General features: G+C 63.3%; 16 protein-coding genes. 11 read left to right on the top strand and 5 right to left on the bottom strand.

The window, feature by feature from the left end:
- The 5 genes from B3M53_RS13280 to B3M53_RS13260 all read left to right on the top strand — a co-directional run.
- On the top strand, positions 1 to 1,992 hold a 1,992-nt coding region (locus B3M53_RS13280; RefSeq protein WP_286800556.1), incomplete at its 5' end, for a 3-hydroxyacyl-CoA dehydrogenase NAD-binding domain-containing protein.
- 156 nt (positions 1,993 to 2,148) lie between these two features.
- Positions 2,149 to 3,213: a DUF5694 domain-containing protein gene (locus B3M53_RS13275; protein WP_286800554.1), complete on the top strand. Its 1,065-nt coding sequence runs from the start codon at positions 2,149 to 2,151 to the stop codon at positions 3,211 to 3,213.
- A 70-nt stretch (positions 3,214 to 3,283) separates the two neighbouring features.
- Positions 3,284 to 3,661, top strand: a complete 378-nt coding sequence (locus B3M53_RS13270; RefSeq protein WP_286800553.1) for a hypothetical protein — start codon at positions 3,284 to 3,286, stop codon at positions 3,659 to 3,661.
- Positions 3,662 to 3,696: 35 nt separating this feature from the next.
- A complete protein-coding gene (locus B3M53_RS13265; protein ID WP_286800551.1) occupies positions 3,697 to 3,849 on the top strand; it encodes a hypothetical protein in 153 nt (50 codons plus the stop codon).
- Between the two features lie 567 nt (positions 3,850 to 4,416).
- Positions 4,417 to 5,307 (top strand): LysR family transcriptional regulator, encoded by an 891-nt coding sequence (locus tag B3M53_RS13260; protein WP_022700155.1) that lies wholly within the window; start codon positions 4,417 to 4,419, stop codon positions 5,305 to 5,307.
- On the opposite strand, the gene B3M53_RS13255 is transcribed toward B3M53_RS13260, so the two are convergent.
- The 3 genes from B3M53_RS13255 to B3M53_RS13245 are packed head-to-tail and all read right to left on the bottom strand — an operon-like array spanning position 5,304 to position 8,092.
- The gene (locus B3M53_RS13255; RefSeq protein WP_286800550.1) at positions 5,304 to 5,729 is read right to left on the bottom strand and encodes a very short patch repair endonuclease; all 426 of its coding nucleotides are present in this window, start codon (positions 5,727 to 5,729) and stop codon (positions 5,304 to 5,306) included. The two genes, B3M53_RS13260 and B3M53_RS13255, sit on opposite strands and share 4 nt — an antisense overlap.
- Positions 5,723 to 6,904, bottom strand: coding sequence for an FAD-dependent oxidoreductase (locus tag B3M53_RS13250; protein WP_286800548.1), 1,182 nt, complete (start codon positions 6,902 to 6,904; stop codon positions 5,723 to 5,725). The genes B3M53_RS13255 and B3M53_RS13250 overlap by 7 nt, the downstream gene beginning before the upstream one ends.
- Before the next feature lie 3 nt (positions 6,905 to 6,907).
- Positions 6,908 to 8,092 (bottom strand): DNA cytosine methyltransferase, encoded by a 1,185-nt coding sequence (locus B3M53_RS13245; RefSeq protein ID WP_022700152.1) that lies wholly within the window; start codon positions 8,090 to 8,092, stop codon positions 6,908 to 6,910.
- 92 nt (positions 8,093 to 8,184) lie between these two features.
- Here B3M53_RS13245 and B3M53_RS13240 point away from each other — a divergent pair, with 92 nt between their 5' ends.
- Positions 8,185 to 9,084 (top strand): hypothetical protein, encoded by a 900-nt coding sequence (locus B3M53_RS13240; protein WP_022700151.1) that lies wholly within the window; start codon positions 8,185 to 8,187, stop codon positions 9,082 to 9,084.
- A 57-nt stretch (positions 9,085 to 9,141) separates the two neighbouring features.
- Positions 9,142 to 10,104 (top strand): tetratricopeptide repeat protein, encoded by a 963-nt coding sequence (locus B3M53_RS13235; RefSeq protein WP_022700150.1) that lies wholly within the window; start codon positions 9,142 to 9,144, stop codon positions 10,102 to 10,104.
- 17 nt (positions 10,105 to 10,121) lie between these two features.
- Here B3M53_RS13235 and B3M53_RS13230 read toward each other — a convergent pair whose 3' ends face one another.
- Entirely contained in the window at positions 10,122 to 11,045 is a 924-nt protein-coding gene (locus B3M53_RS13230) for a thioesterase family protein (protein ID WP_286800547.1), read from the bottom strand.
- A gap of 84 nt (positions 11,046 to 11,129) precedes the next feature.
- Positions 11,130 to 11,561 (bottom strand): transcriptional repressor, encoded by a 432-nt coding sequence (locus B3M53_RS13225; protein ID WP_022700148.1) that lies wholly within the window; start codon positions 11,559 to 11,561, stop codon positions 11,130 to 11,132.
- Between the two features lie 171 nt (positions 11,562 to 11,732).
- On the opposite strand from B3M53_RS13225, the gene B3M53_RS13220 reads away from it, so the two are divergent.
- The 4 genes from B3M53_RS13220 to B3M53_RS13205 form a co-directional block, all read left to right on the top strand.
- Positions 11,733 to 13,862 carry a TonB-dependent receptor gene (locus tag B3M53_RS13220; protein WP_286800546.1) on the top strand — a complete coding sequence of 710 codons (2,130 nt, stop codon included), beginning with the start codon at positions 11,733 to 11,735 and terminating at the stop codon, positions 13,860 to 13,862.
- Between the two features lie 130 nt (positions 13,863 to 13,992).
- Positions 13,993 to 14,640 carry an OmpW/AlkL family protein gene (locus B3M53_RS13215; RefSeq protein WP_273145522.1) on the top strand — a complete coding sequence of 216 codons (648 nt, stop codon included), beginning with the start codon at positions 13,993 to 13,995 and terminating at the stop codon, positions 14,638 to 14,640.
- 155 nt (positions 14,641 to 14,795) lie between these two features.
- Entirely contained in the window at positions 14,796 to 15,614 is an 819-nt protein-coding gene (locus B3M53_RS13210; protein WP_286800545.1) for a SapC family protein, read from the top strand.
- 182 nt (positions 15,615 to 15,796) lie between these two features.
- Positions 15,797 to 16,638 (top strand): protein-disulfide reductase DsbD domain-containing protein (locus B3M53_RS13205; protein ID WP_286800544.1); only part of this gene is annotated, 842 nt, incomplete at its 3' end.

Genomic DNA, 16,638 nt, shown 5'->3' with positions numbered 1-16,638 from the left:
GACCTGTCCGAGCTGGGCGGCGGCATGGCCGACCTCAAGGGCATGTCCGAAGAGGACGCCAAGGCGAAACTGTTTGAGACCGCCTATCGTCTCAACCAGTCCCTGCGCAATCTTGAAACCTGCGGCAAGCCCATCGCAGCCGCCATCAATGGTCTGGCGCTGGGCGGCGGCTTTGAAGTCACGCTCGCCTGCCACTACCGCGTCATGGCGACCGATACGGGCGCCAAGCTGGGTCTGCCGGAAGCCCTCGTCGGCGTTCTGCCGGGCGGCGGCGGCACCCAGCGTCTGCCGCGCCTGATCGGCGTGATGAACGCAGCCCCGATCATGCTGCAGGGCAAACAGCTCGACGCTGAAAAAGCCAAGCAGCAAGGCGTGGTGAACGAGATCGCGCCGGTGGCCGAGATCGTCGCCAAGGCCAAGGAACTGGTCAAAGCCGATCCGATGGGCGGCAAGCAGCCCTGGGATCAGGACAAGTTCAAGATCCCGGGCGGCGGCCCTTACCATCCCGCCGGCCTTCAGGTGTTCATGGGCGCATCCCCGATGCTGCTGAAGGAAACCTACGGCAATTATCCGGCCCAGCGTTACATCCTGTCGTGCGTCTATGAGGGCCTGCAGGTTCCCATCGACGCGGGCCTGCGCATCGAGAGCCGCTATTTCACCAAGCTGCTGATGCGACCCGAGAGCCGGAACATGATCCGCTCGCTCTTCCTGTCCAAGCAGGCGCTTGAAAAAGGCGCACGCCGTCCGGCGGGTGAGCAGAAGGCCGAGATCAAGAAGGTCGCCGTCATCGGCGCGGGCTTCATGGGCGCAGGCATCGCCACCGTGTCGGCTCAGGCCGGCATCGAAGTGGTGCTGATCGACGTCAACCAGGAAGGCGCGGACAAGGGCAAGGCCCATGTGGCGGCGCACTTCGCCAAGGGCGTCAAGCGCGGCAAGCTCACTCAGGAAGCGGCGGACGCGAAGACGAACCTCGTCACCGCGACCACCGATTACTCGCTCCTGAAAGACGTCGATCTGGTGGTCGAGGCGGTGTTTGAAAACTCCGAACTCAAGCACAAGATCACCAAGGCGGCTGAAGAGCACATGCCGAAAGACGCGATCTTTGGTTCGAACACCTCCACCATTCCGATCTCTTCTCTGGCCGAGGCCTCCTCGCGTCCGGAGAACTTCATCGGCGTGCACTTCTTCTCGCCGGTCGAGAAGATGATGCTGGTCGAACTGATCGTGGGCGAGAAAACCGGCGGCCGGGCCATCTCGATGTGCCTGGACTTCGTGGCGAAGATCAAGAAGACCCCGATCGTCGTCGCCGACACCCGCGGCTTCTACGCCAACCGCTGCGTGATGCGTTACATTGAGCAGGGCATGTACATGCTGACCGAAGGCGTGAAGCCGGCCCTGATCGAGAACGCCGCCAAGATGGCCGGCATGCCGGTCGGCCCGCTCTCGCTGCAGGACGAAGTGGCCATCGACCTGGGCTACAAGGTGCTTCAGCAGACCAAGAAGGATCTTGGCGACGCGTTTGAAGACACCCCGAACGCTGAAGTCATCGAGAAGATGTACGAGCTGGGCCGCTATGGCCGCAAGAACCAGAAGGGCTTCTACGTCTATACCGACGAAGGCAAGCAGCTCTGGGACGAGCTCGATCAGTTCGCCCCGAACGGCAAGCTGCTCGACGAGCAGCCCGACGTGCAGGAAATCAAGGATCGCATCCTCTACGCCCAGGCCATCGAAGCGGCCCGGACGATGGAAGAAGAGATCGTTGCTGACCCGCGCGAAGCCGATGTCGGCTCCATCCTCGCCTGGGGTTTTGCGCCCTATACCGGCGGCGTGCTGAGCTTCATCGACACCATCGGCGCCAAGGCCTTCGTGGAACGCGCCGACGCGCTGAAAGCCAAATACGGCAAGCCGTTCGAAGTGCCCGCTTTGCTGCGCGACATGGCCGGCAAAGGCGAGACCTTCTACGGCCGCTTCGCCCCGGCGAAAGCTGCATAGGTCTGGTTACAGATCGAACTGAAAAGGCCGGGCGTTTCGCCCGGCCTTTTTAATTGTAACTCGTCTTCTCGGCGATGAACTGTCACGCTGGCGCTGCATCCACGGGGATGGGGTGCGGCATTTCCTGATCAGAGATCGCTAACGGGGACCGACGCCATGCTCACAGCTCTTGCTGCTTTCACCACACTGACGCTTGCTCAGGCCGCCGAGCCCATGATTGATTTCTCCGGCGTTCAGGACCCGCTGGGCGGGGAGCCGACGCGGGTTCTGGTGCTGGGCACGGCGCACCTCAACCAATTGCCCGAAGGCGCGCTCAATCCCGGCGATCTTGATCTGGTGCTCGCGCGGCTGGAAGCGTTTGCCCCCGATATCATCGCCATCGAAGCCATTGGCGGACGCGGCTGTGACGAGCTGCGCCGCTATGCTGCGCTCTATGAAGGCCTCGCGGACACCTATTGCCGCGATCCCCGGCCTGCGCTCGACGCGCTGGGGATGAGCCAGCCTGAAGCCTTCATCGCCGCGCGCGCCCGTTTGGCGGACTTTCCCGACGCGCCGAGCGCATCGGAGCGCCGGGCGCTGGCGCTGCTGCTGTATGGCGCCGGTGAACCCTGGTCGGCGGCCCTGCAATGGGCGCAACTTGAGCCGAGCGACCGCATTGCAGCAGACGACCTAACCGAGGCGCTGGCAGGCGAGTTGAACGCCATGCTTGGCTCACGCGGAGAGAATAACGCCATCGGCGTCGCTTTGGCCGCTCGGCTGGGGCTGAATTCGCTGGCGACCATGGACGACCACACCGCCGATTCCATCTACGCCCATGCGCCTGAGACGCTGGGGCCGACGATCCAGTCGGTCTGGGCGCAATCCGACCCGGACACGGACGCCGTGTTTGAAGAGGCGCAGACCTATCTGGGCTCGCCTGAGCGGGTGCTCGCAGGGTATCGCTTCATCAATGCCCCAGCCTATCAGCAGGCTACGATCAACGCCGATTTCGGCCTCGCCGCCGCGACGCCCGACAATGATGCGGTGGCGCGCCAGTATGTCAGCTGGTGGCAGACCCGCGGTCTGCGCATGGCCGCCAATGTCGTCGAAGCCGCCGGCAATGAGCCGGGCGCGCGGGTGCTGGTGATCGTTGGATCGTCGCACAAGGCGTATTTCGACGCCTATCTTGATCAGATGCACGATTGGGAGCTGATCGGCGTGGACGCGGTGCTCCACGACTGATCTTTCTCGGAACGCGGCGGCTGTGTGTGCGTTGCTTTAAGACAAGCAACAGCAAAGAAGGAGGATCCCAATGGCCTCCCATCACACGACCGAGACCGCACCCGCCGACAATCAGGCGTTTTCTGAAGCGTTTGACGAAACCAAATCGGTGGACCGCAAGGGTCAGCAGCGTCCCGACGACACCAAGATCGGCGACGAGACCATGCCTGTCGATCAGGCGCTAGATGGCGGTCGCGGCGAGCGTTTCGGAGAGAAAGTGGCGCAGGATTCCGCCGGACGTCTCGGCGCGCGTGAGGACGAAATTGAGCGCGTGCCGGACGCGGAGCGCGAGAACACGCCGAAAAAGCCCGATCAGAGCGAAGACGAGAAAGACGACAAGCTTGATGAGGCGCTGGACGACACCTTCCCCGCGTCCGACCCGCCGCCCATGCGGCCCGGTCAGGACTAAGGCAGACGGACCTTGAAGTTATGAAGGAGGACGGTGTGAGCGACACATCTGATCAATCAGACCCGAAGGCGAAAGAAACCCTGGATCAGGAAGCCCAACGCCGGCGTGAGGCTGGCGCAGACGGGGCGGAAGCTGACAAGCTTCCTGAGCCAGGGCCGTCTGAACACAAGTCTGCGAAAAAGGACTGAGCGTCTGTTCAGAAAAGGCCGGTAGGGCGAGACTCAGCTCAAGCCTTACCGGTTTTCAGGCGCGAATTCCCGTATGAGCCGAACCAAACCCGCATTGCTACCATTTGAAAAAATGCAGGTATTTCATTTATTAACATTTTTGTTAACCAAGGTGCTTGAGTAAAGGGGGCGCTATTGCTTTACTTTGATCATCGGAAACAGACATTGTCTTGAGCAGTTTATTTCACCTCAAGACCATATCATCCGATAGGTGTCAGGCTTCCCTCGGTCCTGACGGGCGGCTTCCCCTCAGCTGCCGCCCAACTGCCCGGCCTCTCCCCTGGAGGCCGTCAGCCCTGGGTCCAAGGCCATTGGTCTTGCCAAACCCTGGTGCTTCCATCGCCCGACGCCCCGCTTCATCCAGCGGGGCCGGGCGATGGGTCCGTGGTTTTTGCTCATGATGCCCGTCTTTAGACCGACGCACGCTTTGCGGGCATTGGCGCGAGGCTGCGGGACGTGAGATGACAAATCCATGGCTGGCTTATAATACGGTCATATTGTGATTTACTCTTTCCCTTAAGGAAACACATGGATCGGATCGACGCGCTTCGCCTCTTCGCTGCTGTGGCGGAACTGGAAAGCTTCACCCGCGCAGCGGAACGGCTCGGCATGACGGCGGGCGCCGCGTCCAAGCAAATTTCCGCTCTTGAGGACCGCATGCAAGCGCGCCTTCTGGAGCGTACGACACGCTCTGTCCGGCTGACGGATGCGGGGCGGGCGCTGCTGGAGCGGGTCGGGCCCTGGCTAGCCGAATATGACGCGATCGAGAACGGTCTGGTGGCGGAACAGGCCGCGGCGGCGGGCGTATTGCGGGTCTCGGCGCCCGTTGATTTCGGCTCGTCGCGCCTGATCCAGCCCATCACGGGGTTCATGGCGCAATGGCCGGGCGTCGAGGTGCGGCTGGAATTCTCTGACCGCATGGTCGACCTGGTGGATGAAGGCTTTGATCTGGGCGTCCGGATCGGCCAGCTGGGCGATTCCAGCCTGATTGCGCGCCGCCTCGCGCCTGCGCCGCTCAAGCTCGTGGCGAGCCCGGCCTATCTCAGTGCGGCCGGCGCGCCCGAGCATCCCAATGATCTCGCACGGCATGACTGCATCATCGACCGCAACAAATCCGCCCCCAATCAATGGCGGTTCCAGCGCGGAGATGACTCCGTCGAGGTGAAAGTGTCCGGCCGGTTGACGCTTCATGGCGCCCGCGCGGCGGTTTGCGCCGCTGCGAATGGAGCCGGGATCGCCTCATTGCCGGCCTGGGCGGCGCATACGTCCCTGGCTGATGGCAGCGTAGTCGAGATCCTGCCGGACTGGGCTCCGGATCATCGCGATCTGTGGGCGGTCTTCCCGTCAAACCGTTTTCTGGCGCATCGGGTCCGTTTGCTGGTGGATCATCTGGTGGACTGGTTTTCAGACGGACTCTAGCCCAGAAAATCGCGCAGCCGCACCGCCAGCGCGTCACGATCCTTCATCTCGCACTCCCAGATCACCAGCGCGCGCCAGCCGTGCGCCTCCAGCGCTTTCAGGTTAGCAGCGTCCCGCGCAGCATTGCGGGCGATCTTGGCGCGCCAGTACTCCGCGTTGGTTTTGGGCTGGCGTGACCCGCGCGCGCAGTCATGACCGTGCCAGAAGCAGCCATGCACAAAGATGACTTTCTGTCGGCCAGCGAACACCAGATCCGGCGAGCCGGGCAGGTCCTTGCGATGCAGCCGGTAGCGATAGCCCAGAGCGTGGGTCAGCCGCCGCACGATCAGTTCAGGCTTGGTGTCCTTGCCCTTCACCGCCCGCATCACCCGAGAGCGGTCTTCCGGGGTGAAAACGTCATGAGTTGAGCGTGGTTTCACCATGGCAAACGACCGCGCCCGACCAGGGTCCAGCTCATCCAGTTGCGCAAGACCGGCAGCCGGCAGAACACGCCCATGAAAGTGTCGCGCAGCATCCCGATAATGCGAGAGCTCGACTGGAAGACGGGGGTGAGCGACCGGCTCATCAGCGAATAATATCGGGCGACGGGTTTGCGGTCCGCTTCAAAGGCTTTCAGGGCATGGGTGACGGGGGCGTGGTCCTTGAGTTGCGCCGCCAGGCTGACTGCGTCCCCCAACGCCAGGTTGGCGCCTTGACCCAGTTGGGGGCTCATGCCGTGAGCGGCGTCGCCGATCAGGACCGAGCGCCCATTCCGCCAGTTGGGGCAGACGCAATCTCGATAGCGCGCCTCTGCGAACACGGCGGGATCTGTGACAGGCTCGACCAGCTCTGCAGCGCGAGGCCAGAGGGATCGCAGGCGTTTCTTGAAGGCGTCCAGACCCTCAGCTTTCCAGAGCGGGATCGCATCCCCGCGCAAGGACCAGAAAAAGCTGACTCCCGGGCGACCGTGAGGGTCTGAGGGGTTTGCGCCGACAGGGAGCAGGCCGATCATGACGCTGCAACCGTCATAGATCTGGTCAAGCTCGTCACCGTGAGGGCTTTGAGTCTCCGGCAGGATCGCCCACATCGCGCCCCAGGGGTAAACCGGGGCGTGCGCTTTTGGACAGATTTGACGGCGCAGGCTGGAATGTGATCCGTCCGCGGCGATGACGAGGTCGAAGCGTTCTGTCGCCTCGCCATTTTCAAGCATCAGGCGAGGCGCATCCTCAAGGTCGAGCAAACGCTCTACGCCATGACCCGGACGCCAGTCGATATCGGTTTCAAGCGTGCTTTCGTGCAGCAGGTTGAACAGGCTGGCGCGGTGAATGCCAACGCCCATATCGCCGGGCTTGCCGTCCGCGTATCTCAAATCCAGCACTGTGCGCCCTTTGGGGGTGCGACCGATGAGACGTGAGACTGGCGCGCCTTGCGCCACCGCCTGGTCAACTAGGCCCAGCCGATTGAGCGCGAGCAGCCCGGAGGGTTGCAACAATAGCCCTGCACCGAGCGGGCGAGGGGCGTCAAAGCGTTCAAAGACGCTGACGCTGTGGCCATCCCGGGAGAGCAGGGCGGCGCTCGCCAATCCCGAGATCCCGCTTCCAATGATGGCGATCTTCATGATCTATTCCGCGGGTTCTTTCGCGGGCAGTACGGCCTGAGCGTGTTCGAGAATGGGTTCGAACAGGCCTTCGCGCAAGAACGCCACCACCGGCGCCGCGACCCCGTCGCCGGCTAGATGCAGACCCGCGCTTTCGCGCTGGGGCAGCTTGTACTCATCCGGCAATCCCATCAGTCGGGCATATTCGCGCGCCGTCATGGGGCGGGTTCGGACCCGGCCAGAGCGGACGGAGACGATGAACTGACGGGACGAGCCGCCGCCGGGCGTGCGCAGGCATCCCGCCAGCCCGTCAAAGCGGACCTCGGCGCGCTGCTTGCGCTCGCCTTTTTCGATCCGCGTCCGGCGATACAGCGCGCCGATCATGGGGCGGTCAGACTGGCGCGCCTGTTTGAGCTTGGCCATGTTGGCCGGGCTCATCATGGCGAGCAAACGCCTGGTTTCTTCCGGGCTGTGCCAGGGCGTGCGCCGGCTTGGCTCGATCAGATCGCCCAGAACCTGGTTGGGCAGGGGCGGCACGGGCAGAGCCCACCACAGCCAGTTGGCTTTAAGGGCGTCCGGCAAGCGCTCTGCGGCGCGTCGCACGGCGCGGGTATGGAAGGGCGAGATTCCGTCCGGCGCATCTTCCAGCACCAGCTCGTCGGGGATGGGAATGTCCTTGCGCAAGGCCACCACGAACAGGCGCGGGCGCGATTGCGGCACGAACCAGCGCGCATCGATCTCCATGGCTCCGACCCGGTAGCCGCCTTCGTCCAGGGTCCGGCACAGGGCTTCAAAGTCGGCGCCGTCCGAGCAGGTCAGAAGCCCGGTGACGTTTTCCAGCGCGATCAGCTTGGGCGCCCGGCCTTCGGCGTTCAGCGCCTCGATCAAACGCCAGAACCCGTAGAACACGCCTGAGCGTTCGCCCGCCAGGCCGCTGCGGTTTCCCGCCAGGGACAAATCCTGACAGGGAAAGCTGGCCCAGGCGAGATCGGCTTCGCCGGGCAGGTCAGCGGCGTTCAGCGCGCACACATCGCCCTGGTGGAAGTGGTCATCGCCGAAATTGGCGCGATAGGCGTTGGCCTTGTCGGCATCAATGTCATTGGCGAACCGGCAACGCCAATGCGCGCCGAGCCCCAGGCGCGCCATCCCGCCGCCACAGAAGAATTCGTAATAGCCGTATCGGGAATCACTGCGCATGATGGTCAGCATACAGGCTTGGCTCTTGGAGCGAAGCCGGGCTGGACGCTAAACTGCCCGGCAATTGTCAGGGGCTCGGCCCATAAGCGCCGGGATCAAATGCTATGACGCCAAATTATCTCCGTTACATCACCCTGTGCGGTCTCGCCCTGGTTTTGACAGCCTGCGCTCAGACTTCCCAGTCCGCTCTCTCGCCTGTCGCCGGTTTCGCCCCATCCACATCGGATTCTGAGGCGCCGTCGCCTTCGCTGGCGCCGTCAGACCGGCCCGGCGACGTCCCGCGCTCGGGGTATCAGATCGATGGCGAGGGGTTTTATGGCGATTTGCATTATCTCGAAGAGGGCGACCGGGTTCGCGCGGTTTACGCGCATGCGGTTGAGGGGGATGTGACCCGTCATGCCGATCTGCGGCCTGAAGCGGCCTGGCTTCATGATGGCGTGCGCCGTTTTGAAGGTCAGGATGAAAACGGTGAGGCCATGCTGATTGAGCTGGAGGCGGGCGTCTGCCGGGTGAACGGGCGGGTCTATGCGCGCTTCGCCAGGGTTGAGGCCGCCGACGGAGCCTATGAAGGCTGCGCCGCCGAGATCGGCCCGCATGTGAGCTGGAGCGAGGCCCTGCCGCGCTATCTGCCCCTGATCCGCGCCTGCCTCGAGGAAAGCCGGGCCTCGTCCATGACCTTCGTGCGCGGTGCGGGCCGCGCGCAGGTGCTGCATGTCGCCGATCACGACGAGACGCCCGTGGTGCGGATGCGCTTTGGCGAGTCAGGGCGTTGGGATTGCGTGCTTGAAAATGGCGCTGCGCGGTGGCGCGTGGTGTCGGAGGGCGCGCCGCTTCAAGCGGGCGAAGCCGATCCTTTCTTTATTGTCGACGCGGTTCCGGACGCCGGAGAGGCCTGTGCGGTTTATGAGCGCGTGATTTCGGAGGATGGCGAGATCCTGGGCGCGCTGGGATACGATGTCTGTCAGTCCGGCCCTGTCGCCTTGCTGGGGTCCGGAGCCCGATAATGAGAGCGCCCCACTGATGTCTGGCGCGGGCCTAACGACTCGCGGCACAAGGACGCCATGATGATACGGCTTCTCACTGCATCGGCTCTGGCCGCTTTGTCCTGCACCGCCGCTCACGCGGAGCTGCGTGATGTCTCACTGCTTCAGTCGGAGGGGCGGACCCAGCTTTGGCTGGCCTTTGACAGCCAGCCGCAGAGCGTCGAAATCCAACCTGGGTCCGGGCTCGTCCTGCATGTGGACGGAGTGAGCCTCGACCGCTCGCGCCATATCGAACCGGCGGTGCGCGGACCGGTCTCCGCTCTGGCGCTGAGCCGGGCGCCCAACGGCGTTTCGATTTCGATGTCCGGCGCCTTTGCAGGCGGTGAGGCCGAAGTGCGAGAGGGCGGCGTACTGGTCACGCTCTCAGGGGTCACCGGACAGTCTGCGCCGATCCGGCGCTCGCCGCCGCGCGCGCCTGTCAGCGAGCAGGGGGCAATGTCCGGCCCGACCGCTTCACCCGCGTCAGAGCCCGCCGCGTCTTCGTCTTCCTCTACGCCGTCCTCAGCATCGGAGCCTTCCGAACAGCACAGCGCTGGCGGCGCCGATGCTGCTTCGTCCGAGCCTCAGGATCTGGCGCCCGCTCCCGCTCCCGCTTCGGCGGGCTCGGCCGCCGGCACACAGGCGCAAATGCGTGAGCTGGGCGGTGATCTGGTGATTGATGAGAGCGTCTGTCCGGACAGCGCGGCCCGGCTGGCGGATGCGCCCTGGGATCTGAACCTGCTCTCCACCCACGCGGATTGTCTGGTCAGTGTTGGCGACAGCGAAAGCGCAGTGTCGCTTTACCAGCGTGTGCTCGCCTTTGACCCGCGTCATTTCCAGGCGGCGCTCGGACTGGCCCGCATTCTGAGCGATCAGGGCGATCATCAGGCCGCGGCTGAGTTGTTTGAAACCGCCGCCAGCGCCGCCCGCACCGATGGGCAGGCCGTTCAGGCGCGCATGGCGGCGCGTCGGGCGCGTGAGCTGGCGGGATCGGGCGGGTAACGGATCGGGCCGCGCGTTTAATACGCCAGTTCCGGCTGCGTCTTTGATTGCAGCTCCGCGAGTCGCGCCGCCGAAACCGGCGCCAGCCTGCGGGTCTCAAGATCCAGCATGCAGGCGACCGCCTCCATGCTCCATAACGGTTTGCCTGAGACAGGGTCGAGCGCCCAGTGCACGAGCGTACGCACCTTGTCCGTGGCGGACTTCAGCCCGGAGCGGAGCACATAGCCTTCGCCTTGAGCGGGGAAGCGGCGGAAATTCAGACGCGCTTCCAGAACGGCGCTGGCGACGGTCAGCGGCTCGTTCTTGGCGAAGGCCTCCCATTGCTCGGGAAAGCCGTCGCTGAAATGGATGACGCTGTCTGAAACCTTGCCGATGCCGAACTCGGCGCGCATGCGACCGAAGGCGTCCAGCTCGTCGCGATTGATCCGGCCACGCCCGATCTCCTGAAGGTTCAGGGCGTTCGCCGCGGCCAGGGAGAGCTTGGAGCTGGCTGGCGTCTCACCCAGACTGCGCGGCGTCATCAGGGCGGGGCGCTCCACCTCGATCAGGCTCAGCGCTTTCAGGCTGCGGGCAGGCCAGTTGAACACCCGGCCCGTAACGGCGTCACAATGTTCGGCGCGGATTTCAAATGTGGCGGCCGGCGTGTCGCTGGCGGCATGATACAGGACCATCGCCACCGTCAGGCTGGTGGCGTCATGGCTGGTCACCCCGCCTGAAATCCGTAAAGGCGCCCCAGGGCGCGCTTCGGCGAGAAACCGGATGACGATGTCGCGCGGGATCAATGTGGCGGTGGCGTCCGGAGCGAAGGCGAGATGCATGCCGAGCCGGTCAGCAAGCCCGGCCAGCGCTTCCTGGGCCTTGGCCATGTAAAAGCGGACATTGAGATGGCCTAGCTCGTCGCATTCCCAACTGTTCGCGTTGCCGCGCCACAAAATCTGCATCCGACTGGCTCCTAGATGATCGAGTTTAAGGCTAGGGCGCTTCGCGCGATCTGTCAGGGCCAGACCAGGGAATGTGACGGGAGGTCAGCTCACACACTTGCGGCACTGGCCGTAATGCTCGACCACGCTGCGCGTGATGACAAAGCCTTCAGGCGTATCCACCACAGGTCTGTGCATGTGACGCTCTTCCACTGTGCCGCAGGCTTCGCAGATGAACAGTTCAGCGGACCCGGTGCACGGATCATGCTCGTCACCGTTCAGACAAGCGGTATAGGCGTTCAGCGCCTCCACCTTGTGCGCCAGCCCGGCGCGCGTGAGAAAGTCCAGTGCGCGATAGACGGTTGGCGGCTGTGCGGCGCCGCCGGGTTTGAGAGCGGACAAAAGGTCATAGGCTTTGACCGGTCCGCCCGCCTCCACCAGTAATTCCAGAACCCGCCGGCGCATGGGCGTCAGCGACAGACCGCGTTCGGTGCAAAACCGTTCTGCGGCGTCAAGCGTTTGAATCGCAGTGTTCATGATTTCATCCTAGCGGCTTTCGTGGGGCGGGGCGAGCCTGAGGGCCAGCCCGTCGTGAGGCGCGGCGTCGGGCGTCAATCACATATAGGTGGGAGTCCGGACTTGATGCGCCAAGAGGGTGACGTTATGACATAACGCAGTGCGATACTATAACATTACGGGGTCTTCATCATGTCCGCTCACACTCCCTTTGCTTGCCGGCTCGCTGCGGCCGTCAGCGTGCTGGCGCTGGCTGCGCCGCAGGCGTTTGCTCAGACTGATGACGCGACGCTTGAAGACGTCATCGTGGTTCTGTCTACCCCGATGCAATTGCAGAGCGACGAGATGGTGGGGTCAGTGGACCTTATCTCGGCGCAGGAAATCGAGCGCAATCTCAATGGCAATATCGCTGACACGCTCAGCCGGATGCCCGGGGTGAACAGCACGTATTTCGGTCCGGCGGCGGGGCGCCCGATCATTCGCGGTCTGGGCGCTGACCGGGTGCGGATGCTTGTGAACGGTCTGGGCGCGCTCGACGCCTCCAGCGCCAGCCCCGATCATGCGGTCTCAGCTGAAGCGCTGGGCGCTCAGCAGATTGAAGTGTTGCGCGGTCCGGCAGCGATCGCCTATGGCGGCGGCGCGATTGGCGGCGTCGTGAATGTGCTCGACGGCCGGATCCCCACAGAGCGGAATGACGATCTCATCGACGGCTTCGCCTATCTGGGCGCCACCAGTGTCGATGACGGCGTTCAGGCTGCAGGACGCGTCACCGCCGACTTTGACGGATTGATGATCCAGATTGAGGGGCTGCGTCGGGAGGGGAGCGATTTCGACATTCCCGGTTTCGCCGAGACCGAAGCCCTGCGTGAAGAGCATCATGATCACGATGACGATCATGACGAAGATGAAGATCATCACGACGAACACGAGGGCGAGGAAGAGGCGGCCTATGGCGAGGTTCCCGATTCTGACTTCACCTTCGAGACCTATTCCGGTTCGGTCTCTCTGGTTCGTGACTGGGGCTATATCGGCGTTTCAGTCAAAGAGACCGACGCTGAATACGGCCTGCCCGGCCACAGCCATGCTCATGAAGACGAGCATGATGACGATCACGACGACCATGAAGACGAGCACGACGAAGACCATGCGCACGAGGGCGAGGAAGCAGCGCCGCGTCTGGTGCTGGATCAGACCCGCATTGATTTGCGCGGCGAGCTGAACCGGGACGCGACCTTCAATCGTATCCGCTGGAGTTTCGCCCACGCCGATTACACACACGCCGAGCTGGAAGACGGCGAGATCGGCACCTTGTTCAAGAAAGACGGGTTTGAGGGTCGCGTCGAGCTGGCCCATGATCATGGCGATAATCGCCAGGGCGCCTGGGGCGTCCAGATGCTGACCCAGGATTTCTCAGCCGAAGGCGAGGAAGCCTATATCGAACCCGTCACCACCCAGGACTGGGGGCTGTTTGTCACCGAACGCTGGGATAATGGCGTCTGGGGCGTTGAAGGCGGCGTGCGCGCGGAAACCCGCGAGCTGAGCGGTCAGCGGGCGAACCGCTCATTTGACACCTATTCGGGGTCAGGCTCGATCTTCACGCGCCCTGCGGACGCCTGGTTCCTGGCGGCGACCCTGTCGCGCACCGAACGCGCGCCGACCGATGCGGAAGTCTTTGCTGACGGCCCCCACGCCGCAACCCGCGCCTATGAGCGTGGCGATCTTGATCTGGATACGGAAGTGGCCTGGTCCGGCGAAGTGACGGCGCGCTATGCGCAGGGCCGGATTTCCGCCGAAACCAATCTGTTCTTCGCCGATTATGACGGCTTTATCGGCCTGTTCCCGACCGGTGAGGAAGAAGACGGGTTCGATGTCTTTGAGTATCGCCAGGCGAATGCAGAGCTTTATGGCTTTGAGGCGCAAGTGAACGCCGAGCTGGGCGAGGTCCGCGGCTGGGCGCTCTCCGGTGAGGCCAGTCTCGATTATGTCCGCGGCGAGCTTGATGACGGCGGAAACCTGCCGCGTATTCCCCCTCTGTCCTCGAATCTGGCCCTGATCGCTGAACGGGGCGTGTGGTCGGTGCGCGGCGAGGCGCATCTGGTCGCGGAGCAGGACGAGACCACCAGTTTCGAAACCGAAACCGAGGGCTATGCGATGTTTAACGCCGATCTCGAGGTTACGCCGTTCGTTGAGCGGGATGTGCGCGTGATCCTCGGCGTGCGCAACCTCACTGATGAAGAGGGCCGGGTGCATTCCTCCTTCCTCAAGGACATGGTGCCGCTGCCGGGCCGGTCCTTCCGCATCGCGGTTCGCGCCGGCTTCTGATCGCGGGGACCCCCCTCCCTGCGGCAGGGCGCCGCGCGTCAGCCGGACGCGCGGCGCCTTGCCATATATCCTGCGCGCGAAAGCAGGCGCAGAAAGTCCCCATCCAAACTATGGGAAAGGGGACGAACCCATGAAAAAGCTACTTCTCGCCGCCGCTGGCGTTGTCGCACTGACTGGCATGACCGCTCCTGCGGCTCTGGCTGAAAAAGGCGACTGGCAGTTCCGCGTGCGCGCCATCACGGTCCAGCCTGATGAAGGCGCAAACATTCAGACCATTGGTGGCGATGTGGATATCGACACCTCGGTGGTGCCGGAATTCGACATCAGCTACTTCTTCACCGACAACATCGCTGCAGAGCTGATCCTGGGCGTGACGCCTCACGACGTGATGGCTGTGGACACCGCCGTTGGCGATCTTGATCTGGGCGAAGTGACGCTGCTGCCGCCGACCCTGACGGTGCAGTATCACTTCAATCCTGAAGGCCAGATTCGTCCGTATCTGGGCGCAGGCGTGAACTACACCATTTTCTTCAATGACGACCTGCCGGCGAACACCATTCTGGACGGCATCGATTACGACCCGTCCTTTGGTCTCGCGCTGCAGGCCGGCGTGGATTACGCCCTCAATGAGCGTTGGTTCCTGAACTTCGACGTCAAGAAGGTGTGGATCAACACGGATGTGGAAGTTGATGCGACCACAGCGCTGAGCGCCGTCGTCAATGCGGACGTGGACATTGATCCGTGGATTGTCGGCGTTGGTTTCGGCTGGCGTTACTAGGTCCGCTTCAACAGCAGGACTATGGACGGGCGTCTCGTTATACGAGGCGCCCGTCTTGCATTGGGACGGATGATCGTGGCGCGTGTGTCCCGTTATGTTGCCTCGGGGGCAGGTCTGCGCTAACGATCCATCAACGTTTCAAGAGGGGGAGCCCCATGGCTGACGCCGCCGCCAACAAGCCGACCTTGTCCGGGTCCTTGCCGCTTTACAAAAATCCTGAGCCGCTGAACCCGCAAGACCATAAGGGCAAGGGTCTGCGCTACACGGACCGCCCGTTCGATTTTCTGAAGGACTCGCACTTCGTGCCGGTCACTCTGGGTGAATTCGGCGCCGCCAGCGCTCGTTTCCCGATCATCTTCCTGGGTGAGAACAAAACGCCGGTCGCGGCCATGGGCCTTCAGGCTGGCGCGAACCTGTTTGTGGATCCGGCGACGGGTGATTACGAGCGTTTCGCGTATCTGCCGGCTTTCGTGCGCCGCTATCCGTTTGTGGCCGCCAATCACGGCCCTGACAGCGACCGCTTCACCATCTGCGTGGACACCGGTTCGCACCTGTTCTCGGACAATCCCGAGCAGCCGTTCTTTGACGACAAGGGCGAGCCGACCGAATTCACCAACCGCGCCATCGATTTCGTGCGCCGGTTTGAATCCGATGTGGCTCTGACCGAAGCGTTCGTGAAGCGCCTGATCGAGCTGGACCTGTTTGACCAGCAGCAGGCCACCTTCCAGCCGCGCAACGCCAATGGCGAGCCGCAAGGCGAACCGCAGGTCGTGGCCAGCTATTGGGGCATCTCCGGCGAGAAGCTGCAGAAGCTTGATCCCAAGGTTCTGGCTGAGCTGCGTGACAACACCTATCTGGGCGCAATCTACGCGCACATGCTGTCCATGCCGCAATGGGAAACGCTGATCGCACGCGCGACCCAGCGCAATGCCGGTGCAGGCGCTCCGCCGCCGCCCGCAGCGCCTGAAGCCTAAGCGCTTTAAAAGCTGACAAGATGAAACCGGCCGGGGCTTCGCCTCGGCCGGTTTTTCTTTGCGCTCATGCCGGGGTATCACAACCCCGTCAGAGCGGTTTCGCCTTGCAGGGGGAAGCGGCTATATCAGGGCTGACATGATCAGATCGCTGATCAGTGACGCGACCCAAGGAGTCCCCCGACGTGTTCCGACTGCTCGCAGTACTTTTGATCCTGATGACCAGCGCACCGGCGTTGGCTCAGTTCGGCTCCGGCGACCCCATGGTGGATGCGCGGCTGGTGTCTGACCGGCGCGCGGTCGAACCTGGCGAGACGTTCCATCTCGCCCTGCACCAGACGATCACGCCAGGCTGGCACACCTATTGGCGCAATCCCGGCGATTCAGGAGAGCCGACTCATCTTGAGCTGGCGCTGCCGGACGGCTGGCGCGCGGGCGACATGATCTGGCCTGCGCCGCATAGCTATGATCTCGGACCTCTGACCAATTACGGCTATTCCGCAGAGGTTACGCTGCCGCTTCAGGTGACCGTGCCAGGGAACGCCGCGCCGGGACCGCTGACGATCACCGCATTCGCCACCTGGCTCGTCTGTGAAGATATCTGCATCCCGGAAGAGGCCGATGTCGAAATCACGCTTGATGTGGGCGGTTCTGCCATAGATCCAGCGGGTGAGGCGCTTATCGCTCAAGCGCTGGACCAGGCGCCGGTCACCGATGACGGTGTGCGCGCCGGGCTGGACGGTGACAGCAACGGGTTGGTGCTGACCCTGAGCGGGCCGCGTTTTGCCGGTGCATCGCTCTCGGATCTGACATTTTACCCGTATGAATCCGGCGTGATCGACCACGCTGCCGATCAGACCCTTGTTCATGAAGGCGAAGAGCTGCGTCTGGATCTGACCGCTGGGTATCTGAGCCGCAATGGCGTGGATCAGGCGCGTTCAGGCGTACTCGTCTACACCGCGCAGCGCGGTGATGTCTGGACAGAAGAAGCGCTCGAGATCACGGCGCGCAACGGGCTGCGGGTCAA

The organism is Oceanicaulis sp. UBA2681 (assembly GCF_002354675.1).
Taxonomy (GTDB): domain Bacteria; phylum Pseudomonadota; class Alphaproteobacteria; order Caulobacterales; family Maricaulaceae; genus Oceanicaulis; species Oceanicaulis alexandrii.
Note: the sequence above shows the minus strand (reverse complement) of the source record. Positions and strands in the feature narration are given on the sequence as shown.